This is a genomic window from Vibrio sp. JCM 18905 (assembly GCF_055393305.1).
Genome location: NZ_AP043878.1, coordinates 429444 through 454560, shown reverse-complemented (window position 1 = coordinate 454560; position 25117 = coordinate 429444). Strand labels below are relative to the sequence as shown.

Below are 25117 nucleotides of genomic sequence, written 5' to 3'. Positions count from 1 at the left end.
TGTCATATTTTTGTTACTTACACGCCTTATGTTGTTCATCAAATTATCGTTGGACTAGATCAGAATGAGAGCGACAGGCACCGGACAATTTGGTACCCAATTAGGAAAAATTAGAAGCAGCTTAAAGCAGCAGATTCTTTCCGGCATCATGTCGGAAGGACAAAAATTGCCATCAGAAAGAGAGCTCAGTGAACTATTTTCTACGACTCGAATCACTATCAAAGATGCATTGGTGTCTTTAGAAACTGAAGGCCTGATCTACCGAGAAGAGCGTCGTGGCTGGTATGTATCTCCGGAGCGTATCTGTTACAACCCGTTGTCTCGTTCTCACTTCCATCAAATGATTCGAGAGCAGCATCGTATTGCGGAAACCAAATTACTCAACGTAAGAAGTGAAATGGCTGCAGGTGAATATGCAAAATCGTTAGAGGTTGAGCGAATTACCCCAATTTATGTGATTGAACGGTTACGTTTTATTGATGGGCGAGCGGTATTGTTTGTTGAAAATATACTCAAATCAGCACTGTTTGAAGATATATTGTCCGAGAACCTCACCATGTCACTGACGGGTATTTATCGTGAGAAGTATGGCTACGAGACAAAGCGCTCTCGTTTTGATGTGATTCCAACGTCAGCGCCTGCTCATGTCGCTAAAGCGTTGAACTTGGCTGAAGGACAGCCGGTTCTGAAAATTCGTCGAGTAAACTACAAACAAGATGGGCACTTAATGGACTGCGAATTCGAGTATTGGCGTCCAGACGCAGTGATGATTCGCATTGATAGCGTGGGATAAAGCGCAGAATTAAAAAGAGCCCAATGAAAGGCTCTTTTTCGCATACTGGTTAGAGAGGCGGTTTAAACTAGGCCTTGCTCTTTTGCCATTTTACTTGCGATGCCAGGCGCTTTCCAAATGCTTGGCAGCAAAATGAAAGACACAGGCACGGCGGTAATTACAATGAAAGACTGCAATGCAGAAATACCACCAGAGCCCATTGAGATAAGCGCGATAGCGACAATACCCATCATCAAACCCCAGAATGAGCGAATCACTGCGTTTGGTTCTGTTGAGCCCGTCATCACTACACTGATTGTGTAAGTCATCGAGTCACCCGTCGTCACGATAAATGTTGTCGTTAAGATCAGGAACAGAACCGAAATGATCATTGGGTAAGGTAATTCACCGGTAATCGCTAGCAGTGCTGCAGGCAAGTTAAAGCCTTCAAACGCAGATGAAATCAAGCCAGGGTTATCAAGTTCAAACGCAAGGCCACTGCCGCCAACGATACTAAACCAGAAGCAAGTAATCAGCGGTGCCGCGATGCTAATAGACATGATCAATTGGCGAATTGTACGACCACGAGAGATACGAGCAATAAAGATCGCCATCATTGGGCCATAACCGATAAACCAACCCCAGAAGAATACTGTCCACCAGCTTAGCCAGCCCGTATCACCACGGTAAAGCGCCATTGGGAAGAAGTTATCTACCATGCGACCAACGCCTTGTACGTAGCCATCAACAATAAAACTTGTCGGTCCAAAGAACAGGATGTAACCAATTAACAGCACAGACAAAATAATGTTGTAACGACTGACGATTTGAATACCTTTGCTCAAACCGCTTAGTGCGGAAAGGGTATACATCAGGATCGCTGCCATGATAACCATGCTTTGCGTTACGAACGTATCTGGCAGGCCAAACAATGAGTTTAGCGCGTAGCTAATTTGTAAACCCAAGAAGCCGATAGGGCCGATTGTTCCTGCTGCTACGGCAATAATGCTACATGCGTCAGCAACATCACCAATCCAGCCTTTAATGGCTTTATCGCCAAACACAGGGTAAAGCAGAGTACGCGGCTTAAGAGGCAGGCCTTTATCGTAATGCAAGTGCATTAAGACAATGGAAGATAAACCACCAAGGATCGCCCAAGCTAAGAAGCCCCAGTGCATAAAAGACTGAGATAGAGCATTGATTGCGGCAGTTTTCGGTGAAGCTTCACCGTATAAAGGCGGAGCAGTCACAAAGTGCGCGATAGGCTCAGCTGCGGCCCAGAACACACCACCACCTGCAAGTAGAGTACAGAGTACGATTGACAACCACTTAAAGTTATCAATATCAGGTTTCGCTAGACCACCTAGGCGCACATAACCAGTGCGACCAAACGCAAGAGCCAAACCAATTAGGAAATTCAGAAGAAGCAGTACTTGCCAGTAAGCTCCGAAATATTTAGTAGCAAAGCCGAAGCCGGTGTTAACCATTGCGGTTAGAGAGTCGGTATTCGTTAGAGCAAGTAAAACGAATAGAGTGAGGAAGCTACCACTTAACCAAAAGACAGGATTGGTGAGTTCGAGGCGCTTGAGCAGAGATGGGGGATGAATAGCAGAATAGTCAGCATCCTGAATAGGCGCTGTGTGGGAGGCGGCATTCGTCATATTTGACATAATTACTTCGCTTTTTAGGGCTATGAAGCCGTGCATTTCCCCTCACATCGTTTCGACGAAAAGTGTGAGGATGTTCAAAAAGCCGATGATGTTAACATGTCGAAGTTGCAAATATAACCTTAGATTTCGATTAATTTTTAACAGGTTAGCCAAGTTGCTGATTTTTGGGTAGAGATCAAAGGAAAGTGTTTTTACGTGAAGTGCACCGCATTTCGTATGTAAATAACATTTCCCTTGTTTTTGCATGGATTACTCAGGATTACATTGAGCAAACATGTTTCTTCTCCAAACTGAGGTTTACTCAATGGCTCACTTCGAACTTAATGGACAGTGGTTACTTACCTCGCCACAGCGTCCCGATATTGAAATTCCAATGTCTATTCCGGGCGATAATATTTCGGCGCTTTTGCAAGCAGAGCGCATTCCGGATCCTTATTTTGCCGATAATGAAAACAAAGTTCGTTGGATTGAAGAGTGTGAGTGGCATATCTCGCGTGAGTTTGAAGTCGACGCGTTTACGTTGTCTGCCAAGCAAGTTTGGATGACGCTAACTCGTGTCGATACCTTGGCAACTTTCTATATTAATGGTGAGTTAGCACTAACTTGCAGCAACATGTTTACTCAACAACGAGTTGATATCAAGCCTTATTTAAAGCAAGGCATAAACACTGTTCTTGTTCAATTCGCCAGAGTCGATATAGAAGGTGTGGAACGTGCCAAAAAATTGCCTTTCCCAATCCCTTCCGCAATGGGAAATAATCAAATTCCGCATATGAATTTGATCCGAAAAACGCAATGTCATTCCGGATGGGACTGGGGCATTTGCTTGATGGTATCGGGTATTTACGACCCCATTCAAATCGACATTGTGAATGAGCTTTGGCTCAAAGGCTTCTCGACAGAGCAGCAATGGCAAGCCGATGAGAGTGTGTTTCTTGATGTATTAGTTGAAGTGGAAACGGACAGTCAACGCCATGAAATGATGGTTGAATTTAATGGCGAGCGTCAATGCATTCAAACAAACGGAAGTGGTCACTATCATTGCCAGTTCCACATTTCGGAGCCTCAACGCTGGTGGCCATCGGGTTATGGCGAAGCTTATCTTTACCCCATTACCATTTCTTGCAGAGAGCAAAAGTTAACGCGCAACGTTGGTTTGCGTCAGTTAACCCTAAATAATCAAGCTGACGAACACGGCTCTGCGATGGAATTTATCGTTAATGGTGTACCAATTAATGCCAAAGGTGCCAACTGGATCCCTATTGACGCAATGCCGGGGCGAGAGTGCGAAACACGTTATCGCAACCTTTTGCAAAGTGCGGTTGACGCCAACATGAATATGATACGTGTGTGGGGGGGAGGTCAGTACGAGAGTGAGATCTTTTACAATCTGTGTGATGAGCTCGGCTTGTTAGTGTGGCAAGACATGATGTTCGCATGTTCACTGTACCCATCTGATAATGACTTCTTAAAAGAGGTCGAAGATGAGCTTCGATACCAAATCTCGAGGCTTAAGGAGCACCCATCAATAGCACTTTGGTGTGGTGATAATGAAGTGATTGGTGCCATTGGTTGGTATGAAGAATCCAAGCACAACAAAGTCAAATACACGGTTAACTACGATCGCCTCAACCGCATGATTGAGCAGGTGATTACCGAACAAGATAGCGTTCGTCGTTTCTGGCCAAGTTCCCCGTGTAATGGTGAACTGGATTTCGGTGACGCGTGGCATGATGATAGTAAAGGCGATATGCACTTTTGGGACGTTTGGCACTCAGGAAAATCATTCAATGCCTACCTTGACGTGAATCCTCGTTTTTGCTCTGAGTTTGGTTTTCAATCTTGGCCATCTTTTGCAGAAGTTAAGCAGTTTGTCCCGGAGCAAGATTGGAATATCACGTCCCTAACCTTTGAACAACATCAGAAGAATCCTCGTGGTAACAGTATCATCACAGAGATGTTCACGCGTTATTTCCGTTTTCCCTCTGGATTCGAGAACATGCTGTATTTAAGCCAAGTTCAGCAGGCAATCGCGATCAAAATTGCGTGCGATCATTGGCGTGCCATTTCTCCAGTTTGTCGCGGCATGCTGTACTGGCAACTCAACGACAACTGGCCTGTCAGTTCTTGGTCTAGCTTGGAATACAGTGGTCGTTGGAAGCAGTTGCACTACCATGCAAAACGCTTTTTTGCACCGCAGTATTTGGTATTTTCCGAGCATACAGGCAAGTTGAGCCTGCATTTGCTCAATGATGCCAAAGAGCCCGCAAGCGTCAACGCACTGCTCAAGTGGGTAGATTGGCAAGGGGAAGAAAAGCAATGTTGGAGCTTAGAACAAACGGTCATAGCAGACAGCAATACGATTTTGTGGCAATTGGATGAATCGGTTGAGAAGGATGAACTTACGTCAGGCTTCTTCTATGTTGAAGCGAAAATCGGTGAAGATAGAATAAGCAACACATGGTTTTGCACTCATGAGCTGAAAACTTTGCCTATGGCAAAAGCCAATATTGATGTCTCTATTGACGGAAGCCAAATTACATTGATTGCTGACAAGCCTGCGTTTTTTGTTCATTTGGAAAGTGATGTTGATGGAAGGTTCAGTGACTCCAGTTTTACTCTGCTGACCAACGTTCCAATGACGGTTGAGTATTTAGGTGATGATGTTTTCGGCATGCAACAGTCGTTGAGGGTATACCACCTTAATGATTAAAACGAGCATAGAACATCTATATGCTGATATCTGGGAAGGGGGCCTTTGCTCCCTTTTTAGTTATCAAGCTCAGGTTGAGACAGAAGTTTATTTAAGTTTCTGATGAATACGGTAGCCAACAACAAAACCTATGTAGAATAGCGCTGCGAGAGTAAGCATTGCCGTCGCGTACGCCAGTAGACTGTTTAACCCTAAACCAAAAGCCAGAGTGAAGGCGATACCATGAATGGCTTCCGCAGGGATTCGGTACCAAGCAGAGTGGACGGAAGATCCGAAGAGGATAAAGGTACTAAGTAAGACAATCGTGCCGCCTATAAAGCCGACCCATCTGCTGTTGTTCATGTTGTGATCTCAGGTGTTACCGAGGTAACGTAACAAAATATTTCAGAGCCGATATTATACAACCGAGAGAGGGTATAGGTGGTAGAAATATTTGCCTCACAAACTAAGAGGCCATCTAAGTGGCCTCTTTTTAACCGATTTAACGGCATCCGTTGTGATGCAAAGGTGTGAGGCTTGTAAGAAACCTAACCTTTGGCATTCGTTTCGGGTTGTGCTTCTGGTTGTAGCGTCCAATCACCACCAAGTGATTTGTAGAGCGCAATCGTAGCTTGTGCGGTTTGTAACTTTGCCGCGACTTGCTGATCTTGCATCATGCGTTGCTGACGTTGCGCATCTAAAACCGATAAGTGATCAATCAAGCCTGCTCGGTACAGTGACTTGGCTTTGTTGACGGCGTTATTGGTGGCTTTCAATGCATCATCGATTCGGCGCTGATTTTCTTGGCTGCGACCATAAGTAAACAGCGTGGATTCGGTTTCTGCCAAAGCCGCCTCTACCGTATGTTGATAAGACAATGTCGCCGAATCAAAACGCGCTTGGTTGATGGCTTCAATCGCCTCGCCACGCCCCCCATCGAACAAGTTCCAGCTTACGCCTGCCGCGCCCATCCAACCGAAAGAATCGCTACTGAAAAGATCGTCAAAGCTTGACGCCGACAACCCCGGAGCGCCCGTCAAAAAGAACTTCGGATATTGATCAGCAACGCTTGCTGCTAACTCTTCATTGAGCGCGGCCATTTCGCGCTCGGCTAAGCGAATATCGGTACGACGTTTCAACAGATCGGAAGGTAAACCGACCGGCACCATGTCCTGCATGACAGGTACACTATGCTGCTTAGATAGGCGGATTTCGACTTGCGTTAGCGGCTCACCAAGCAATACTGCTAAACGATGTTTGTGCGCTTGTTGGGCAATCTCTAACTGCGGAACGAGCGATTCCATCGCCGCAAGCGTGGCCTTCGCTTGGGCTAAATCGAGATCAGAACCGTAGCCGCTGCGCACGACTTTTCCGACGAGGTCGAGTGTGCGTCGTTGATCTTCTAAGTTCGATTTTGCCAACTCAAGGCGCTCGCTTGCGCCTAGGTATTGCAAGTAGTTATGAATCAAATCCGCCGTGATCACCGTGTTCAAGCCGCTTTGATAAATCTGAGCTTGTTCGAGACGAATTTGTGCCGCGTTCGCTTGGCGGTCAATGCGCCCAAACAGATCAGCCTCCCAAGTGATACTCGCGCCTGCAAATACGCCATCGTGCTGATTATCCATTAGGGTGACGTTACCAATTTGAGGTGGCAGACCCGACACGGAATCACTGAGTGGATTCAAGATCGGACTGAGTGAAGAGTCATTTTTACTGAACTGATAGTTCATGTAACCCGCACCAAGATTAATTGTCGGAACCTTGAATGACTCCACCATGGTTTTATAGTTGTTGGCCATTTTCACCCGTTCGGCTCCCACTTTCAGCGGAATGTTTTGGCTCTGCATGTCTTGAACCATTTGATTCAACACCGGATCGTGAAACTTAGTCCACCAAAACTCAACGTGTTGTGAATCGGTACTCAACCCTGCATTTTCGGCGTTCAAGTAGGTTTCTGCCATGCTGGTGGTCGGTGCTTGGTAGTCTGGCCCCACTGCACAGCCCGCTAAACTTAGGGCTAGAACGACAGGCGTTAGAATGAATTTTTTCACGATGACGCCTCCTCTAGCTCAGCGTTGGTTTGTGTGGATGGTGCTTTTTCTTTGTAAGCAAGGCGATACAGCGCAGGCATGACAAACAGTGACAATATGGTTGCGGCTGCCAAGCCTCCGATGATGGTTGCCGCCATTTGGTCAAACAGCAGATCTGACAGCAGCGGGATCATGCCGAGCGCGGTCGTTAACGCACCCATAGAAATGGCCATAGTACGGTTGACCGTGGCTTCTTTGATCGCGTCAGACAAGCTCATGCCATTTGCGCGTTCGAGCTCAATTTGATCCATTAGTACGATGCCATTTTTGATGATCATCCCGGTCAGTGTGATGGCTCCGATCAGCGCCATAAAGCCAAATGGTTTATCGAATCCAAGCAGAGCAAACACAGCACCTGATGCTGCCAGTGGTAGCGTTGCGAGGATGATGATTGGCTGCTTAAAGCCGTTGAACATCGCGACTAAAATGATCACCATGATCAGCATTGCTTTTGGTTGCTGCTTCATGATGTCGGTGACCGCTTTGTCTTCATCGTAATATTCGCCGCCCCATTCCATGCTGTAACCCGCCGGAAGTTGGATAGCTTCAACCTGATCTTTAATGGCATTCCTAACGTTCGCTGGTGTGGAGTCTCGGCTCACACCCGCTTGAACCGTGATGGTTTTCACGCGGTCTCGTCGCCAAATCATGCTCTCTTCGGTAACCAGTTCGAATCCATCCACCACTTGACCAAGCGGAACGCTGTTAAAGCCAAGTAGCGAGCGCACAGGTAGCGTTTCTAGTGACGCCATGTTTTGCGATGTGCCACGTAACTGAATTGGAATCAACTCATCATTCAGGTTCATTTGTCCGAGCGGCATGCCGTCTGATGCACGTTTTAGCGCGAAAGCGACATCGGCGCGGTTAATGCCTGCTTGACGCATTTTGTCTTGGTTTAGAATCGGCTTGAGCACTTTGCTTTCTTGGCGCCAATCATCGCGAATGTATTTTGCATCAGGGTTTGAAGCAAAAATCGTTTTCGCTTCTGCCGCTAGTTGATGTAATACGGTTTCATCCGGACCAGAAAAACGCACCTCAACCGCGAACTTATCTTTGGTTGCCAGCTTCAGCGCTCGAAAGCGAGGTTCGGCATCTGGAAATGCCTTTTTCAGCCAATCATCCCCACGCGTCACCAAGTGACTGATGCTCTCGTAGTCTTTAGTGTTGATCAGAATCTGCCCGTAGGCAGGGTCGAGCGGCTCAGGCTCTACCGTTACCGAGAAGCGAGGTGCACTGGTGCCGACATAGCTAGAGATACTTTCCACTTCTGGTTGTGCGACCAACCATTCTTCAACTTTGCGCATGTCTGCCGAGGTTTGTTCAATCTTGGCACCATTGGGTAGCCAGTAATCGAGAAACACAATTGAACGATCCGACTGAGGAATAAAGTTCACGGCCACATACGGGATTGCCACGGCGGTGACTAAAATTAACGGAACCAAAGCGGCTAATGCTTTACGCGGGTTGTCCACCGTCCAGAATACCAACTGTTTATAACGGCTCGGTTTGGTCTCTTCTCTGTTAGCTTTTGGCTTGATGAACATCCACGCCATTAATACCGTAAACGTCATCGCGACGATCCATGAAAGCAACAGTGACGATGCCACAATGTAGAACACAGAGCTTGCAAACTCGGCGGAGTCGGTTTTGGAGAACAATACTGGGCTTGCGCCCATAATCGCGATGACAGTTGCGCCTAAAAGTGGCACGGCGGTTTCTTTGACGGAATCAATCGCGGCGCGAGTTCGCTCGATACCTTTGTTGAGCTTGGCGATCATCATATCGGTGATCACAATGGCGTTATCCACCAACATGCCCAGTGCGAGAATAAACGTACCTAGCGAGACACGGTGCAAATCGATGCTGGCGATGTTCATGTATACAAGCGTGAGCAAAATCGTCAGGAGCAAGCTTGCGCCAACGATGGTTGCACTCTTAAAGCCCATGAAAACCAACAACACCACAAAAACAATCGCGACACTTTCAAGCAGGTTGCCAACAAAGTCGTCGATAGACTTTTGTACTTCTTCAGGTTGATAAGCAACGGTCGAGATGTCGACACCCAGCGGCAGCGTTGCCTGGTAGTTAGCGATGATGTCTTGAATCGTATCGCCAAGTGACACCACGTTAATGCCTTGAACTGGGCTCACAGCCAAGGTGACAGCGGGCTCTCCGTTGTAGCGGTTTTCTGCCAATGCTGGTGTTTGATACCCCATGGTGATGTCGGCGATGTCACCAAGACGAATCAACCCCGAGCCAAACTCGCCGGTGCCACCATTGATGATTAAATTGCGAATGTCTTCTAGAGACTGAAACTCACTGGTTTGCGCAATACGAATACGCTCTGTACCTGCATCGAATTTTCCCGCTTCGAACGTGCTGTTTTGTGTGCTCAGTTGGTTCCAAACTTGTGCGATCGACAAACCATATTGAGCCAGGCGCTCGTCTGGCATATCGATATGTACAACGCGAGGTTGAACGCCGTGTAGCTCGATCTTTTTGATGCCGTCGACGGCTTTGATTTGGCGTTGCAGCTCTTCGGCGTAGCGACGCAACTCTTCTGGCGCAGCATCTGTGCTGTGGATAGAGAAAAGCATACCGTAGACTTCAGAGAACTCGTCTTGCACTACGCTGATCTGCGCGCTGGAAGGCAGTTGCAGTTTTACATCGTCCACTTTGCGTCTCAATAAGTCCCATTCTTGCGGAAGTGCTTTGGAATTAAGGCTCTCTTTGAGGTCAACAAAGACCATAGATAAACCGGGGCGAGACAATGAGCGTAAGCGATCCAACTCCGCCATTTCCTGCAATTTGGTTTCCACGGTATCGGTGACTTGGTGTTCGACTTCTTCGGCAGATGCACCCGGATAAAGGGTCACGACTACCGCAGTTTTTACTGTAAAGCTCGGGTCTTCTAACTTGCCTAAGTCGAAGTAAGAATAGATGCCAGCGATCACGCTCAATACGATAAAGAACAGAACGAACTTACGTTGGCGAATCGCGAATTCAGCTAAATTGATCATGGATTCGCACCTACAACGTCTTGATGGTCAGGTTTGGGGCGGCATCGTCCTCGCTCAGATAATGGCTACCGCTGATCACCACATAATCGCCTTGCTCAAAACTTCCGGTCACACACGCTTGGTATGCGTCGATAGAGTCAAGGTTGACCGGCTCTGAATGAATAACCGCATCACGAACCACATTCACGTGCAGAGTTTGTTTCTCACCCAAAATTGCAGAGTAAGGAAAGCAATGGCTTGAGTGACTGGTGTTGAGCGCGGTATTAACCGTGACTGCTTTACCGTTGAATAGCGCACTGGAAATCGAATCGATGTCTAGCGTGACGGTATAGGTTTGTTTGAGCAAGTGCTTCTTCGGCGCGATTTCTGCCACGGTTGCTTGGTAGGATTGCTCCGAATCATACCAAGTCAACGATGCCGGCTGACCTAGTGCGAATTGCGCAATCATATTTTCCGGTACGTCGATGTCGACTTCCCAGCTGCCTTCTTGCTGAATTGACACAACACTGCCGCCCGGCAAGGTTTGTTCATGTGGATCAACAGAAACGTCGGCAACAATGCCAGTGAATGGTGCACGTAGAGTGGTGTAACGTAGGGCATCTTTTGCACGTTGGATGTTTTTCTCAACCACTTTGACGGCAGAGAGGCTACGTTCGTAGCTGCTGATGGCTCGGTCTAAGTTTACGCTGGCAATGGCATCATCAGAAGTCGCTTGTTTTACGCGCTTTAACTCAGCTTTCGCGAGTTTGTGGGCTGATTGTGCTTCTAACATGCGTGCTTGTAATTCTTCTAGTGAGACTTGGTAGTCGTGCTTGTCCAGCATGGCAATGACTTGGCCTTTTTCTACCAAGCTGCCTTTATTTACGAACACGCTTTCCACGGTGCCGGGTACACGAAAAGAGAGTGAGGCGGTTTCTTTTGCTTTTACGATCCCGCTGAATGATTTGTTGAGTTCTTCATTCCTTTCGTTGACTTCAATCACTTGAACGGGTCTGGATGCGCTAGGCTCCTCAACCTGAGGTTGAGTTTGATTACAGCCGAGTAGAGAGAGCGCGATAGTGCTCAGCGCGGCGGTTTTAATTTGATGATTCATAAGATGGCTCCATAATTTCGGCGCCATCTTATAATTCACAGATGTTCAGATAATCATGCGTACGCATGATTCAATGTCACGAATTTTATGACAATAAATGTAAACTACAAAAGTTTTGGAATTTTATTGCACAAATGTTCAATAAGTAACCGGCTAGCTTGGTTCAGCGTTTTCGGCTTAGGGTAGAGTAACCACCCCGTTTCTTCTGTGACGGCATATTGAGACAATACTTGCACCAATGCACCGGATTCGAGCTCATTTTTTACCAACAGTTTTGGGATATAACTGATGCCGCGGTCAAGCACTGTGGAGCTTTTGATAAAGCCGATGTTGTTGGAAATGAGTTTCGGTTTGAGCGCTACGTTTTGTTCCTGAAAGTGCCAAAGGTTGTCGACATTGCCATTTGGCCAACGAAAACAAATGCACTGATGATCGCTCAACTCTTCTAATGTAGCGGGCGTGCCGTGAGTTTGAAGATAGTTCGGTGAGGCAACGACACATCGGTCTAGCGTTAAGATCTTTCTGGCGACAATGTCTGAATCAAACAGCATGCCGCCGTGCAGCGCGATGTCCAACCCCTGCTGAAACATATCAATAAAGCCATTGTTGATATTGCGAATGTCGAGCTCAACCTGCGGATATTGATCCTGAAATTCAAACAAAATGGGTTGAAGAGGTTCATAGGTTTCTGGCAGAAGGCCAAGTTTGATTTTGCCTCTGACTTCGATGCTTTCGTTACTGGCTTGCTGGTTTGCCGAATCAAGCAAGGTGAGCACTTTTTGCAGATCTTGGTAGTAGGCATCGCCTTTGTTTGTCAGCGAAAGGCTGCGAGTGGTGCGGTGAAAAAGTTGCGTTCCGAGGTAACGTTCCAGTTCTCCAATGCGTCGGCTAACATTTGCTCGTGGCAAATCCAAAGCATTTGCTGCCGCTGTAAAGCTGCCAAGTTGGACGACTTTGGTGAACAGTTTTAGATCGTCAATTTTCACTCTTGAACTCCATACTCTTTGAGCGCCGTACTAAACCCTGACACTCTAGAGTATTGATGTGTGGTATACAAAACTTATTATTAATTATCGAAATATAAATAAGGGCTTCAACATGTTGAGATTTATACAACGTCGCCGCATTAAGAAAGTGATTAAGCTAATGAGTACCAGATTGGTGGTGGGATACGGCAGTCGTGAGTACTTTTCCGTCGGTCAGGTAAAGACGAGCACCAGTGAGTTAAGCACGTGCCAACAAAAAATTGCGTTGGCGTTGTACGCGAATCCGCAAGATCTTGATTTGGAAAATCAACCAGAGTTGCAAGCCATCCGCTCTGATGTGGCGAATGACTTCTTTGCTGGTGCCGATTATACCGCTCAAGATGTGCTTAATTTATTCGGTGCTGGTGGCTGGAAAGGCGGCCGAATGGAAGATGGAATGTCTCATCATTTTGGTATGCACAGCCGATACTAGAGCGAGCTAACCTTATAAAGTCTTGTCAGTTAACTCGCTATATCACTTTGCCTTGTGAGGTGTCATTCCGATGCTTTGTTAAGCGGCACGCTTTACGAGGCAGAAGTGCTTTTTACCGCGTTGCAGTAACCAGTATTGGTCAAACAGTGGGAAGCTTAAACTCGGGTTATCAGCCGACACTTTTTCACCGTTTACACTGATGGCGTTGTTGCTGATGTGTTCGCGTGCAACACGTTTCGAGCTTGCTAAGCCCGACTCAATCAATAGCTCAACCAAATCTTGTTGTGTGCTCTCAATGCTTGGTAAACCATCTAACTCCAACTGTTTTAATTCACCCAAACTCAGTTGTTGCACATTACCGCTGAACAGTGCTTGAGTGATGCGCTCGGCACTGGCTAGACCTTCTTCGCCATGAACAAATCGCGTCATTTCTTCAGCGAGAATACGTTGTGCTTGTGGCTTGCCTTGGCTTGCTTGGTCTTGCGCTTCAATGCTGGCAATTTCTTCGCAGCTCAAGAACGTGTAGTAACGCAAGAAGTGGTAAACGTCGGCGTCTTCTGCGCCAAGCCAGAACTGGTAGAAGGCGTAAGGTGAGGTTTTGCTAGGATCTAGCCACACTGCGCCGCCTTCGGTTTTGCCAAATTTGGTGCCATCGGATTTGGTGATCAGCGGCAGAGTTAAGCCAAATACTTGCTCACCATTTTGGCGACGAGTTAAATCGATCCCACTGACGATGTTTCCCCATTGGTCATTGCCACCGATTTGCAAACGACAATCGTATTGACGGTTTAGCTCGGCAAAATCGTACGATTGCAGCAGAGCGTAGCTAAATTCGGTAAAAGATATGCCTTGATCAGGGCGTTGCAAGCGTTGCTTTACCGACTCCCGGTTGATCATGGTATTGATCGAAAAGTGCTTACCTACATCACGGAAGAAGTCGATCACATTGATCGCTTTCATCCAGTCAGCATTGTTCACCATGATCATTGGCTTAGTCAGTTGGTGATTCATCAACTGCTGAATTTGATTAGAAAGATCGTTAACCCAACCTGAGACGATTTCTGAAGAATTCAGGCTGCGCTCGGTCGCTTTAAAGCTCGGGTCGCCAATCATGCCCGTTGCACCGCCAATCAAGGCAACAGCTTGGTGTCCCGCATCTTGAAAGCGCTTAAGCATAATCAAAGGCACAAGGTGGCCGATGTGCAAGCTGCCTGCTGTAGGATCGAAGCCGCAGTAAACGGTTTGAGGCTGTGAGAGAAGTGTCTGAATTTCTTCCAAATCGCTGGCTTGTGCAATCAAGCCACGCTCTTGTAAATCTTGCAGTAATGGTGTCGTCATTCTTTTTGTCTGTCTTGATGGTTGTTGTATTCAGACTAAAACGCGACACCTTTTGTCGATATATCCCTTAAGGGACAGTTTTTTATCTTGAATGGAGAATAAGGTGATTGAGGAAAAGCTGGAATAACTCACTCAATGAAGACACATTTAACTGCGAGTAAATGCGTTTTCGATGATTTTTGACCGTGCCTTGCACTAAGTGTAACCGCGCGGCAATTTCTTTGGTGTCAAACCCTTGAGCGAGAAGTGAAGCCACCTCTTGCTCGCGACGAGTGAGTGATTCTACGCCAAATGTTGCTAAAGCTTGCTCAATGGCCAATCGCATACTGCCAGAATAAGCACTTTGGGCAAAAACAGGCTCAGAAAAGGTAAACTCCGTTTGTTTCCAGTGCTGCTGACAAAGCGATTGGATTATCGGGAAGTAGGGCTTTAATTTATTGATTTGCTGTTGAGAAAAGTATTTTCCACCATTCATATACCCGAAGTACAGCATGACCCAACGGCCAGGTTCGACTTCGACTAGCATGCTCAGTTCGTCTTTCCACCCGGTCTGATGGTAGAACTGTTCGCAGTAGGAAGTAAAATCAACGCCTTTGCGTGCTACGTCTTTGAGTGTAAATACGCCTTGTTGCTTTGTCTCGTTTAGTTTGAGAAAAAAAGGGTCATTTTGAAATGAGTCCGTAAGGTAGCGTTGAAAAAGTAATTCTCGCTCGTTCTCAATCGAGTCGTAGAGATAAATAGGATGTTTACCTTCTCGATAACCTAAAATAACCGCGCAATCAAAATGAAAAAGAGTACGAATGACACGCATAAGCTTAGGAGTAAAGTTAGGCGTATTAAGAGCAGAAATTGCTTCTGCCAGCAGATTATTAAAGTTATTGTCAGGCATGGGATACCGAATCGCAGATGGTTTTGGGCAAGCATAACGAAAAGCCATCCAACGAGAAAGGGAAGTCACCATCTTCTGGTGACTTCCCATGAGAAAGTTGCACAAGTACTCAGTTTTGAGGAGTCATAGCTGCGTTAACTTATTGATAAGGGTGCATAACAACCGTTCTGTTTAAGCGATTAGTTGCTATGCGTTACTGCGAGTTGGTGAGCTCTTCGTTAACCCAATATTTAGAACCAGACACGTTGGCATCGATGAGCAAGCCTTTTGCATTCAACTGATAAACGGCGACGCCACTGTTAAATTGCTTTGAAAGTTGCTCAGAATCTTCGCCAGCTACAGCAGAGGCTTCACTGGTCGCTTCCCATCCTTCGTTGACGAAAGTGTCAAAGTCTTCTTTGCTCTCAAACAGAATCACTTGTTGGTAAAACTTGCCGCCAGCCCCAAGTGCGACGCCCAAACCAAACATATTCATATAAGTGCGTTTTTCTGTTTCCTTATTTACTGCGACACCTGACCCTGAGTTGGTGTGAAACAACAAAGACAATTTACGAGAATCAAAGACCGCGTAGCCGTAAGCGTTGTCGTAAATGGCTTTGGCCTCCGGCTTTTCATTAAACAACTTGAGCAAAGCACTATCCGCCATTAAGTCTACGGCTTGGCGAGCTTCTTCTGGCGTGTCGCCTTCCATTAGTTCATCAATTTTTTTGTCGGCTGCATCTATCCATTCTTTGCTTTTCTCGATACTGGCTTCTGTCCACTCGCCCGCGGTATTGATTGCTTCCTCGGACCAGTTCGTGAAATCTTGCCACGCTTGTTTTGAAAAGGCTTTGGTATCGTCCCAAGCATCTTGCGCAGTATCAGAAACCGCTTCGCCTAGCTCAGACATTTTGTTGGAAATATCATCCCAATCTGCGTAAGCGGGAGAGGCTAGGAGCATCAATGTGGTAATGAGTGCGATAGACTTTTTCATCAAATTCTCTCTGGAGTTGTCGATACATCATTCATTCTAGGTCATCAGACTTTGATAATGAAATTGACTAAATGGCGATCTTGAGAGAGGAATCACGAACTGATTGCGAAATGACGTATGAATAACAAAGCCCTCACAAGGGGATTGTGAGGGCTTGAGTTTTTAGTGCGTTACTTGCTGCTAACTTTACCGAGCTGTAACCAAGTATCGATAACGGTGTCTGGGTTTAGTGAAACAGAGCTGATGCCTTGCTCCATCAACCATTCCGCCAAATCTTCATGATCTGATGGGCCCTGACCACAAATACCTACGTACTTGCCAGCTTTGGTTGCTGCGTCAATTGCCATTTTCAGCATGATTTTCACCGCCGCGTTACGCTCATCAAATAGGTGAGCAACGTCGCCAGAGTCACGGTCCAGACCAAGCGTTAGCTGAGTCATGTCGTTTGAACCAATCGAGAAGCCGTCAAAGTACTTCAAGAACTCATCGGCAAGTACCGCGTTGGATGGCAGTTCACACATCATGATGACTTTCAGACCTTGGTCGCCACGGCGCAGATCAAACTTCGCTAGCAAATCAATCACTGATGCAGCTTCGCTTGGTGTACGCACGAATGGGATCATGATTTCAACGTTCTTCAGACCCATTTCGTTACGAACGCGTTTGATAGCTTGAGTTTCTAACTCGAAGCAATCTTCAAACACTGGAGAAATGTAACGAGACGCACCACGGAAGCCGAGCATTGGGTTTTCTTCATGCGGTTCGTAGGCTTTACCACCAACCAAGTTGCTGTATTCGTTAGACTTAAAGTCAGACATACGAACGATGACGCGTTTTGGCCAGAAAGCAGAAGCGATAGTCGCGATGCCTTCAGTCAGCTTGCTCACGTAGAAATCGATAGGATCTTTGTAACCACGAATGCGCTGTTTAATTTCTGCTTTTAGCTCATCGCTTTGCGCATCAAAGTTAAGTAATGCTTTCGGGTGAATACCGATCATCTTGTTGATGATGAACTCTAGACGAGCAAGGCCAACACCTTCGTTTGGAATCTGAGCAAAGTCGAATGCGCGATCTGGGTTGCCCACATTCATCATCACTTTGGTCGGCAGTAGTGGCAGTTCATCAACAGAAGAGCGTTTTACATCAAACTCAAGTTCACCTTGGTAAACGTAACCCGTTTCGCCTTCTGCACAAGATACTGTTACTGTTGCGCCATCAGTCAGTTTGCTTGTCGCATCGCCACAGCCAACGATTGCAGGAATACCAAGTTCACGAGCAATGATTGCTGCGTGACAAGTACGTCCGCCACGGTTGGTAACAATAGCAGAAGCTTTCTTCATCACTGGTTCCCAGTCTGGGTCAGTCATGTCGGTAACCAGTACGTCACCTTCTTGAACCAGTGACATTTGATCTAGCGAATCTACCAAGCGTACTGCACCTTTACCGATACGTTGACCGATTGCACGACCTTCAATCAAAACATCTGCTTTGTTCTGTAGCTCGTAGCGCTCAATCACGTTTTGTTCCGTTTGTGAACATACGGTTTCAGGACGCGCTTGAACAATGTACAGTTTGCCGTCGATGCCATCTTTTGCCCACTCAATGTCCATTGGACGCTGGTAGTGCTTCTCGATGATCATCGCTTGTTTGGCGAGCTCTTTGATCTCTTCGTCGTTCAGTGAGAACGTGTTGCGCTCTTCATCAGAAGTATCAACGATATCAACTTGTTTGCCGATCTCTTGGTTGTCAGAGTAGATCATTTTGATCAACTTAGAACCAAATGTTTTCTTAACGATCGGGTGCTCACCTGCTTCAAGCATTGGCTTATGAACGTAGAATTCATCAGGGTTTACTGCGCCTTGAACGACCATTTCACCTAGGCCCCATGAAGAGGTGATGAAGACAACTTGGTCGAAACCAGACTCAGTATCAAGCGTAAACATTACACCCGAAGAAGCTTTGTCTGAACGCACCATACGTTGGATACCCGCAGATAGCGAGATACCACGGTGGTCGAAACCTTGGTGTACACGGTAAGAGATCGCACGGTCGTTAAATAGAGAAGCGTAAACGTGCTTAGTTGCTTCTAGTACTGCGTCGATGCCTTTCACGTTCAAAAACGTTTCTTGCTGACCAGCAAAAGAGGCATCAGGCAGGTCTTCTGCCGTAGCAGATGAACGAACTGCGACTGAAAGCTCAGGGTTGCCTTCAATCAGTTCTTGGTAGTTTTCACGGATTTCTTGTTCAAGGTCCGCAGGGAAAGGGGCCTCTAATACCCATTGACGGATGGTTGCACCTGTCTTACGCAGAGCTTCCACATCCTCAACGTCTAGTTCATCAAGTAATTGGTGAATACGCTCATCCAAACCTTCGTGGTCAAGGAATTGGTTAAACGCGTATGAGGTTGTCGCAAAACCATTTGGTACAGAAACGCCTGCGTTCGCTAGGTTAGAAACCATTTCGCCAAGTGAAGCATTCTTACCGCCGACTTTGTCGACATCATCCATGGATAGGCCATTGAACCAGAGGGTGTTCTTTTGCATGTCTTTCTCCAGAAACATTGCAGCTTAGTAGGGGGACTTAAATCGATCTAAACAATCGCATGTTGGCTGTTATTACACGTTGACCATACATTGCTTCATTTAGATTGATATCAAAGGCAAACGATTACGTTCTGGCTGAAAAAAATTCAAAAGAATTTTTAAAGCTGTGGTGAACCTAACTGAAAGCCAAACTGATTTATTAATATTATGTTTACCATCCTACTCAAAAGATTTTGAAAAATTAAACAGAAATGCAAATAAATAACCAAAGTCGTGATGTGTTCTATGTTTCTGACGGTACGGCGATAACATGTGAGACATTAGGGCATGTTGTTCTCGGTCAATTTCCGTTCATTCCTAACGAAAAAACCTTTCCGTTCGTAGAAAGCCAGGACAAAGTTGCTGACGTTGTAAAAGAAATTGAAACTTCCTACCAACGCAATGGCGTCAAACCTCTGGTGTTTTTCTCTATCGTGGTGCCAGACGTACGTGAAATGCTGTTGGAAGCGCCTGCATACAGCTACGATGTGTTGGAAAGCATTGTACAGAAAGTGCAAGACGACATTCAGATGGCGCCAAAACCCAAGTTGCAACGTTCTCGCAGTGTAGGGAAAGATTCCGATACCTATTTCGACCGTATCGCGGCCATTGAATATACATTGGCGCATGATGATGGCATCACGCTAAAAGGGTTGGAGCAAGCCGATATCATCCTGCTGGGAGTATCGCGCAGCGGGAAAACCCCCACCAGCCTATATATGGCGATGCAGTTTGGTTTGCGTGTCGTGAACTATCCATTTATCGCGGAAGACGTGAAGATGATGCGTTTGTTGCCTGAGTTTGAGATCCATCGTCATAAATTGTTCGGGCTTACTATCGACCCTGAACGTTTGACTGAAATCCGTGAGAATCGTTTGTCTGGAAGTGATTACGCCAGTACTGAGCAGTGTAAGTTGGAGCTAGACACCGTAGAGGCGTTGTTTAGAAGAGAGGCGATCCCATACATCAATACGTCCTCTCTCTCTGTGGAAGAGATCACCACGCGTATTCTTGAAAAAGCAGGGATGAAGCGCCGTTTGTTTGGTTAACAGGGGGCACCAACATCGTCGTGTGCAAGAGGAGGCGAGTAACTCCTCCTCTTGTGCATCTAAAGATGCCTTACACAGAATGATTTAATAGTATTGGAACATCTTTTGGATGTCTTGATAGTTTTTGGTTTGAGTCAGTGACAGCATCAGTAAGATACGTGCTTTTTGTGGGTTTAGTGTGCCTGAGGCAACAAAGCCATATTTGTCGTCATCAATTTCAGCATCCAAAGTGGTTGAGCCGGTTGGTGTGCGAGAGCTCCTTACAACTACAACGCCATCTTTGCTCGCTTTTTCTAGCTCATCAAAGACCGTGTGGTACAAGTTACCATTACCCACACCAGCACTTACAATACCGTCAAACTTGGCATCAACAAAGGCTTTGACTGGTAAGCTCGACGCATTTGCATAGTTATAAACAATGCCTACTTTAGGTAGCGTGTTGAGTTTTGATACATCGAATGGTGTTTCTGTGGTGTGTTTACGCTCTGGGCTTCGTTGATATTTGGCATCGCTATTATGAATGTAGCCGATAGGGCCAAAGTTAGGTGACTGGAAAGTACTGACGGAAGTGGTGTTTGTTTTAGTTACGTCTCGCGCATCGAATATAGTGTCATTCATCGCGACTAACACGCCGCGCCCTTCAGAATCTTCATCGGTGGCTGTCACGACGGCGTTGTATAAATTAACTGGGCCATCAGCACTCATTGCGGTGGAAGGACGCATTGCACCGACGATCACGACTGGCTTTTTGCTCTTGACGGTCAGATCAAGGAAGTACGCGGTTTCCTCTAACGTATCAGTACCATGAGTGATGACGATACCGTCAACATCATCTTGAGCGAGCAGTTCGTTGACGCGTTTGGCTAATTTAAGCCATACCTCATCATTCATATCTTGTGAACCAATACTGACCACTTGCTCTCCGGAAATATCGGCAATGTTGGTCATGCTAGGTACCGCAGAAATCAATGATTCGACACCGACTTTACCTGCGGTGTAGTTTGACTCTGTCGCAGATTGACCTGCACCTGCTATCGTACCACCAGTGGCAAGGATTTTAATGTTCGGAAGATCGGATTGCGCAAAAGAGAACGAACTTATGCATAAACCGAGAGTTATTGTACTGAGGCGGAAAAGATTTTTCGTCATGGGAATCACCTGCTGTTAGGTTGGATGTTGGGGAACTCATCTATCCTAAAAACAGCGGGTTAGATTTTTTGAGCACTAGTTCAACAAATTGCAGATGAAGATCGTGATCAAGCAATCAGTTAAAGAACATTAATTCAAACAATTAACTTAAATAACGTGCTTCTTTAACAAGTGAGATGTACTAATAACGTGCACAATGCGTTATATGCTCTAATCTATTGATTGATAAATAAAGAGGGAAGAGAGGCGCGATTAGGTTACTAAACACGAATTGAGAAGTGCAACTTCTTCAAAGTTTACAGTGTAAAAAAAAGCGGCTTTACCCCGGAACAGATAAAAGCCGCTTGCCAATGATGTGTTAATTCACATCTTATCGCATAATCATTTGTTCACGACCAGGACCCACAGACACCATTTTTACTGGTACGCCCATCAGTTCCTCAATGCGTAGAACGTATTTCTGTGCTGCTACTGGAAGTTCTTCAAACTTACGACAACCTGTGATGTCCTCGCTCCAGCTTTCCATCTTCTCGTAGATTGGCGCAAGAGATGCAGTTTGAGGCCAGATTGGGTTTTCGCTGTGGTCGCCTTCGTAGCCAACACAGATTTTCAGATCGTTAAGACCAGTCAAACAGTCTACTTTCGTTAGTGCAATTTCAGTTGCGGCTTGCAGTTCAACGCCATTCTTCGTAGCGACTGCGTCGAAGTAACCCATATCGCGCGGACGACCTGTAGTTGCACCGAACTCGCCTGCAAGTTCTCGGAAAGCATCTTGCTCTTCCATTGCAGTGATCAACGTACCAGTACCTACTGATGAGCTGAATGCTTTTGCAACCGCAATAACGCGTTCAGGACGAAGTGCTGGAAGACCACTGCCGATACCCGCGTACATTGATACAACGTTAGAAGATGTTGTCCAAGGGTACTCACCGTAAACAAGGTCACGACCCGCACCAAGCTGCGCTTCGAACAACAGTGTTTTGTCTTTTGTTTGTAGCTCTTTTAGAGGCAGCGTTACGTTGCAAATTGAATAGCGCCAAGGTGCAGACACCTCTAGCAACCAGTTCGCCATTTCTTCAGCGGTTTGTTCAAACTCGAATGTTGGGTAAAGCGCACGCAGTTGCGGAAGTTTCCAATCCATCATGAATTGAAGGCGTTCAACCAATACTTCTGGTTGCTTCAACCAACCAACAAGGATGCCTTTCTTCATTACGCGGTCACCGTACGCAGGTGCAATACCTTGACGAGTTGAACCGTATGCTTTGTCGCCTAAACGTTGTTCTTCTAGCGTATCTTCTAGTGCGTGTAGAGGTAGACACAGTGTTGCGCGATCAGAGATGCACATATTCACTTTTACGCCCGCTTCTTCAACTTCCGCAATCTCCTGAGACAGCAACGCAGGGCTGATAACCATACCCGGACCTAATACTGCCAAACAGTCTGGGTTGAAAACGCCACTTGGTAGCTGGTGCAGCTTGAACGTACCTAGGTCGTTAACCACGGTGTGACCCGCGTTGTTACCACCTTGGAAACGAATGCTCGCAGAAGCTTGCTCTGCCAAAAAGTCAACGATGCGGCCTTTGCCTTCATCACCCCAGTTTGCACCCACAACAACGATAGACGACATAATTTAATCTCCAAAAACAGATGCAAAAATCTTAAGGTGTTCGCCATAATAAGAGAAATTAATTATACTCATTAACTTGATAATAATCTCATATCGGAATTGGCAATGTTAGATTTGAACTGGCTACGAACCTTCGTAACTCTTGCAGAGGTAAAGCATTTCGGCAAAACAGCGACGGAACTGCACATGACGCAACCGAACGTCAGCTTGCATATCAAGCAGTTGGAGCAGGCCACGCGCACGAAATTGATTGAGCGAAATCCTGTGCAGTTGACGCAAGCGGGAAAGCGTTTGTTAGATACGGCGCAGCGAATGCTCAATGAGCTGCAAATTTGCCAATCGGATCTCAATGCCATCAACGATCTTACGCAGGGGACGCTTTCTATTGCGGCGAGCGATATCGTTTCACGTTTACTGCTTATCAAACCGTTCCAGCAATTCAAAAGTGAATACCCGGGTATCGACTTGGCATTGTTCAATACCACGTCTTCTCAAGCGGTGGATTTGGTGAAAAGTGCGCGTGCCGATATCGGCTTTGTTATCGCACAAAAAGAGAGTCAACCGCTGCATTTTACGCCTCTCACGCAAATTCACTGGTGTGCGTTTGGCGATAACATTTTTGAGTGGCAGGACAATCGAAAAGAGAGCCAGACGTTGATTCTGCTAGGGCACGACACGCGAACCCGTGAGCTGATAGATGCGTCTTTACCTGAGTTAAATCTGCCTAAGCATCGCGTGATGGAAGTGGGCAGTGTGGAAGCACAAATCGACTGGGCAGAAGCAGGATTTGGGACCGCCATTGTGCCGGATTTCTCTCTTGATCCGAGGTTAATGCTTTCCCGAGAAGTCACGCCTTTGCCTAGTTTTCCAAACACCGATTTCGGCTACATTGTGCGCCAAAATCAGGTGCTCTCCAAAGCCGCCAAACAGCTACTCACTTGGGTTGGAGAGAATGTGTCAGTGGTGGGAGAGTAACGGATGAAAGATGACGACATTATTGTTTCGCTGCCCTCTCTGATTCATCGCATTGGCGGTGAGAATGCTAAACGCATTAAAGTCATTGCGGCGGATTGCGGGTGTGACGTTAAGCGAGTTAGGCGCTCACGTCATTGGCAAGTTTCTGGAGAAGCTTTGAACTTAAAAGCGTTACTTGATCAGCTAAAAGCAGGGCAGTGTGAAGAGCTAAGGTTTGTGATGAATAAGTTGGAGAAAGGGTTATCCGTTCATCAGGACAAACTGGAACCGTTAGAAGAAAAACTGATTCGGTTGGTGGTGCAAAACCCAAATATCACCTTGGCGGAGTTGATGACAGAAACGCACTGTACGATTGCGCAAGCCAGAGCAGCTCGGTTTGAAGCGGAAATGCTCTAGCGTAGAATTTTTATTTACTCATTCTAGCAGCCAATGTTACGGTGCGGGCTATTACTAAAAATTAAGGCCATTTTTTATCATGGATATTTGGAAGCTCCTCCTTTTTATTCCCGCTTGCTTTGCTCTGAATATGACTCCAGGCCCAAACAACTTATTGGCAATGAATAATGCGCGTTGTTACGGTTTTCGTGCCGCGTTTGTCGCTAGTTTAGGGCGTATTACGGCATTTTCTGGCATGATCGCGTTGTCTGCCTCTGGGCTCGCCGTGATTTTGTACACATCAGAAATGCTGTTTTTAGCGTTAAAGCTGGTGGGTGCGTTGTACCTATTGTGGATTGCATTCAACCTTTGGCGTTCTGAATCGAGCCCGATCTCTGAGTTAACTAACTCACGCAACTATGCAGGGCTTGCGAAACAAGAGTTTACGCTTGCCGCCGGTAACCCGAAGGCGATTCTTATTTTTACTGCGTTTTTGCCGCAGTTTGTTGATGTGAACGCCAACGTTCAAGAGCAGTTTTTTGCCCTTGGCTCCACGTTTTTGATTTTAGAAATGGTCGCCATTTCAATTTACGCGATTTTTGGTTTGTACCTTCGACATTGGTTTTCAAATCCAAAAATGGCGAAACGTTTTAATCGCGGATGTTCGCTGTTTTTAGCCGCATCTGGTGTGAATTTGCTACTAAGTAAGTAATAACGCACATCATTTCTGTAGCGTATTTTTTCTATTAAAAAAGAGCCGCTGATGTTATATCAGCGGCTCTTTTCGTTGATGCATCTATTGTTTGTTGTTACCACATCAAGTCATCTGGCACGACGAAATCTGCGTATGGGTCGTCTTCTGCTGGAATGTCCGATTCTGGTTCTTTCTGTTCGATGATGACGGATTCATCACGTTGAGCAATTTTATTTGCTACTCCGCGTGGAATGACAACGTAGCTTTCACCGACAATCGCAATGGCTAGAATGCCTTTAATCAACTGTTCACGGATGAGAGCATCAACATACAGTGACTTAACCAAGGTGCCATGGGTGAAGTTGTACTTAATATCGCCATCTTTTAAGTCGATCTTGTTCATCTCAATCAATTGATTGATTTGCGCTTTGATCTCTTTGTTCAAACGCTCGGCATTTTGCTGTTCGCTCAATTGTTTATCACGCTCTAACTGTTGGCGTTTATTCTCTTCAACCGCCGCTTTTACTTCGCGTGCTTGAACGCGTGATTTTTTAGAGCCTTTCTTCGCTTTCTTTAGTTTCTTTTCATTAACTAAGCCAGCTTTCAGCATTTGTTCTTGAAGGGTAAGTTTTGCCATGTTTCATCCAGTTAGTGCGCAATTTTGTGCATTT

General features: G+C 46.2%; 20 protein-coding genes. 7 read left to right on the top strand and 13 right to left on the bottom strand.

Annotated elements, in window-relative coordinates; translation table 11 throughout:
- Positions 1–64: 64 nt before the first annotated feature.
- On the top strand, positions 65–793 hold the full coding sequence (locus ACZ5ZC_RS01850; protein ID WP_257887335.1) for a UTRA domain-containing protein: 729 nt from the start codon (positions 65–67) through the stop codon (positions 791–793).
- A 62-nt stretch (positions 794–855) separates the two neighbouring features.
- Here ACZ5ZC_RS01850 and ACZ5ZC_RS01845 read toward each other — a convergent pair whose 3' ends face one another.
- Positions 856–2442, bottom strand: coding sequence for a BCCT family transporter (locus ACZ5ZC_RS01845; protein WP_005392697.1), 1587 nt, complete (start codon positions 2440–2442; stop codon positions 856–858).
- A 304-nt stretch (positions 2443–2746) separates the two neighbouring features.
- On the opposite strand from ACZ5ZC_RS01845, the gene ACZ5ZC_RS01840 reads away from it, so the two are divergent.
- Complete coding sequence (locus ACZ5ZC_RS01840; protein WP_464931703.1) at positions 2747–5155, top strand: beta-mannosidase; 2409 nt, start codon at positions 2747–2749, stop codon at positions 5153–5155.
- An 87-nt stretch (positions 5156–5242) separates the two neighbouring features.
- Here ACZ5ZC_RS01840 and ACZ5ZC_RS01835 read toward each other — a convergent pair whose 3' ends face one another.
- The 5 genes from ACZ5ZC_RS01835 to ACZ5ZC_RS01815 form a co-directional block, all read right to left on the bottom strand.
- A complete protein-coding gene (locus ACZ5ZC_RS01835) occupies positions 5243–5497 on the bottom strand; it encodes a hypothetical protein (protein WP_006741374.1) in 255 nt (84 codons plus the stop codon).
- Between the two features lie 185 nt (positions 5498–5682).
- A complete protein-coding gene (locus ACZ5ZC_RS01830) occupies positions 5683–7185 on the bottom strand; it encodes an efflux transporter outer membrane subunit (protein ID WP_464931702.1) in 1503 nt (500 codons plus the stop codon).
- Positions 7182–10244 (bottom strand): efflux RND transporter permease subunit, encoded by a 3063-nt coding sequence (locus ACZ5ZC_RS01825; RefSeq protein WP_464931701.1) that lies wholly within the window; start codon positions 10242–10244, stop codon positions 7182–7184. The genes ACZ5ZC_RS01830 and ACZ5ZC_RS01825 overlap by 4 nt, the downstream gene beginning before the upstream one ends.
- A gap of 10 nt (positions 10245–10254) precedes the next feature.
- A complete protein-coding gene (locus ACZ5ZC_RS01820; protein WP_464931700.1) occupies positions 10255–11337 on the bottom strand; it encodes an efflux RND transporter periplasmic adaptor subunit in 1083 nt (360 codons plus the stop codon).
- 104 nt (positions 11338–11441) lie between these two features.
- The gene (locus ACZ5ZC_RS01815) at positions 11442–12323 is read right to left on the bottom strand and encodes a LysR family transcriptional regulator (protein WP_005392703.1); all 882 of its coding nucleotides are present in this window, start codon (positions 12321–12323) and stop codon (positions 11442–11444) included.
- Between the two features lie 112 nt (positions 12324–12435).
- Between ACZ5ZC_RS01815 and ACZ5ZC_RS01810 the strand changes: the two genes are divergently transcribed.
- Positions 12436–12795: a DUF6559 family protein gene (locus tag ACZ5ZC_RS01810; protein ID WP_047008049.1), complete on the top strand. Its 360-nt coding sequence runs from the start codon at positions 12436–12438 to the stop codon at positions 12793–12795.
- Positions 12796–12873: 78 nt separating this feature from the next.
- Here ACZ5ZC_RS01810 and tyrS read toward each other — a convergent pair whose 3' ends face one another.
- The 4 genes from tyrS to ppsA all read right to left on the bottom strand — a co-directional run bounded on the left by tyrS (position 12874) and on the right by ppsA (position 18538).
- A complete protein-coding gene (gene tyrS / locus ACZ5ZC_RS01805) occupies positions 12874–14133 on the bottom strand; it encodes a tyrosine--tRNA ligase (RefSeq protein WP_464931699.1) in 1260 nt (419 codons plus the stop codon).
- Positions 14134–14215: 82 nt separating this feature from the next.
- A complete protein-coding gene (locus ACZ5ZC_RS01800) occupies positions 14216–15022 on the bottom strand; it encodes a response regulator transcription factor (protein ID WP_054866994.1) in 807 nt (268 codons plus the stop codon).
- A gap of 193 nt (positions 15023–15215) precedes the next feature.
- The gene (locus ACZ5ZC_RS01795) at positions 15216–15995 is read right to left on the bottom strand and encodes a lipid-binding SYLF domain-containing protein (protein WP_006741381.1); all 780 of its coding nucleotides are present in this window, start codon (positions 15993–15995) and stop codon (positions 15216–15218) included.
- 170 nt (positions 15996–16165) lie between these two features.
- Positions 16166–18538, bottom strand: a complete 2373-nt coding sequence (gene ppsA / locus ACZ5ZC_RS01790; RefSeq protein ID WP_006741382.1) for a phosphoenolpyruvate synthase — start codon at positions 18536–18538, stop codon at positions 16166–16168.
- A 251-nt stretch (positions 18539–18789) separates the two neighbouring features.
- Here ppsA and ppsR point away from each other — a divergent pair, with 251 nt between their 5' ends.
- The gene (gene ppsR, locus ACZ5ZC_RS01785; protein WP_005392709.1) at positions 18790–19626 is read left to right on the top strand and encodes a posphoenolpyruvate synthetase regulatory kinase/phosphorylase PpsR; all 837 of its coding nucleotides are present in this window, start codon (positions 18790–18792) and stop codon (positions 19624–19626) included.
- An 84-nt stretch (positions 19627–19710) separates the two neighbouring features.
- Here the strand turns inward: ppsR and ansB are convergent, their stop codons facing one another.
- Positions 19711–20775, bottom strand: coding sequence for an L-asparaginase 2 (ansB, locus tag ACZ5ZC_RS01780; RefSeq protein WP_006741383.1), 1065 nt, complete (start codon positions 20773–20775; stop codon positions 19711–19713).
- Between the two features lie 370 nt (positions 20776–21145).
- Positions 21146–22402, bottom strand: a complete 1257-nt coding sequence (locus ACZ5ZC_RS01775; protein WP_464931698.1) for an adenylosuccinate synthase — start codon at positions 22400–22402, stop codon at positions 21146–21148.
- A 105-nt stretch (positions 22403–22507) separates the two neighbouring features.
- Here ACZ5ZC_RS01775 and ACZ5ZC_RS01770 point away from each other — a divergent pair, with 105 nt between their 5' ends.
- The 3 genes from ACZ5ZC_RS01770 to ACZ5ZC_RS01760 all read left to right on the top strand — a co-directional run bounded on the left by ACZ5ZC_RS01770 (position 22508) and on the right by ACZ5ZC_RS01760 (position 24464).
- Positions 22508–23377 carry a LysR family transcriptional regulator gene (locus tag ACZ5ZC_RS01770; RefSeq protein WP_006741384.1) on the top strand — a complete coding sequence of 290 codons (870 nt, stop codon included), beginning with the start codon at positions 22508–22510 and terminating at the stop codon, positions 23375–23377.
- A gap of 3 nt (positions 23378–23380) precedes the next feature.
- Positions 23381–23773, top strand: a complete 393-nt coding sequence (locus ACZ5ZC_RS01765; protein WP_048624767.1) for a ribosome recycling factor family protein — start codon at positions 23381–23383, stop codon at positions 23771–23773.
- A 79-nt stretch (positions 23774–23852) separates the two neighbouring features.
- On the top strand, positions 23853–24464 hold the full coding sequence (locus ACZ5ZC_RS01760) for a LysE family translocator (protein WP_054866949.1): 612 nt from the start codon (positions 23853–23855) through the stop codon (positions 24462–24464).
- Between the two features lie 97 nt (positions 24465–24561).
- Here ACZ5ZC_RS01760 and ACZ5ZC_RS01755 read toward each other — a convergent pair whose 3' ends face one another.
- Positions 24562–25083 (bottom strand): DUF2058 domain-containing protein, encoded by a 522-nt coding sequence (locus ACZ5ZC_RS01755; RefSeq protein ID WP_006741387.1) that lies wholly within the window; start codon positions 25081–25083, stop codon positions 24562–24564.
- Between the last annotated feature and the right edge of the window lie 34 nt (positions 25084–25117).

Excerpts from the sequence above, each read along its gene's own strand:
- ACZ5ZC_RS01850 (WP_257887335.1), top strand. The coding sequence starts at position 65 with ATGAGAGCGACAGGCACCGGACAATTTGGTACCCAATTAGGAAAAATT.
- ACZ5ZC_RS01845 (WP_005392697.1), bottom strand. The coding sequence starts at position 2,442 with ATGTCAAATATGACGAATGCCGCCTCCCACACAGCGCCTATTCAGGAT.
- ACZ5ZC_RS01840 (WP_464931703.1), top strand. The coding sequence starts at position 2,747 with ATGGCTCACTTCGAACTTAATGGACAGTGGTTACTTACCTCGCCACAG.
- ACZ5ZC_RS01835 (WP_006741374.1), bottom strand. The coding sequence starts at position 5,497 with ATGAACAACAGCAGATGGGTCGGCTTTATAGGCGGCACGATTGTCTTA.
- ACZ5ZC_RS01825 (WP_464931701.1), bottom strand. The coding sequence starts at position 10,244 with ATGATCAATTTAGCTGAATTCGCGATTCGCCAACGTAAGTTCGTTCTG.
- ACZ5ZC_RS01820 (WP_464931700.1), bottom strand. The coding sequence starts at position 11,337 with ATGAATCATCAAATTAAAACCGCCGCGCTGAGCACTATCGCGCTCTCT.
- ACZ5ZC_RS01810 (WP_047008049.1), top strand. The coding sequence starts at position 12,436 with ATGTTGAGATTTATACAACGTCGCCGCATTAAGAAAGTGATTAAGCTA.
- tyrS (WP_464931699.1), bottom strand. The coding sequence starts at position 14,133 with ATGACGACACCATTACTGCAAGATTTACAAGAGCGTGGCTTGATTGCA.
- ACZ5ZC_RS01800 (WP_054866994.1), bottom strand. The coding sequence starts at position 15,022 with ATGCCTGACAATAACTTTAATAATCTGCTGGCAGAAGCAATTTCTGCT.
- ACZ5ZC_RS01795 (WP_006741381.1), bottom strand. The coding sequence starts at position 15,995 with ATGAAAAAGTCTATCGCACTCATTACCACATTGATGCTCCTAGCCTCT.
- ppsA (WP_006741382.1), bottom strand. The coding sequence starts at position 18,538 with ATGCAAAAGAACACCCTCTGGTTCAATGGCCTATCCATGGATGATGTC.
- ppsR (WP_005392709.1), top strand. The coding sequence starts at position 18,790 with ATGCAAATAAATAACCAAAGTCGTGATGTGTTCTATGTTTCTGACGGT.
- ansB (WP_006741383.1), bottom strand. The coding sequence starts at position 20,775 with ATGACGAAAAATCTTTTCCGCCTCAGTACAATAACTCTCGGTTTATGC.
- ACZ5ZC_RS01775 (WP_464931698.1), bottom strand. The coding sequence starts at position 22,402 with ATGTCGTCTATCGTTGTTGTGGGTGCAAACTGGGGTGATGAAGGCAAA.
- ACZ5ZC_RS01770 (WP_006741384.1), top strand. The coding sequence starts at position 22,508 with ATGTTAGATTTGAACTGGCTACGAACCTTCGTAACTCTTGCAGAGGTA.
- ACZ5ZC_RS01765 (WP_048624767.1), top strand. The coding sequence starts at position 23,381 with ATGAAAGATGACGACATTATTGTTTCGCTGCCCTCTCTGATTCATCGC.
- ACZ5ZC_RS01760 (WP_054866949.1), top strand. The coding sequence starts at position 23,853 with ATGGATATTTGGAAGCTCCTCCTTTTTATTCCCGCTTGCTTTGCTCTG.
- ACZ5ZC_RS01755 (WP_006741387.1), bottom strand. The coding sequence starts at position 25,083 with ATGGCAAAACTTACCCTTCAAGAACAAATGCTGAAAGCTGGCTTAGTT.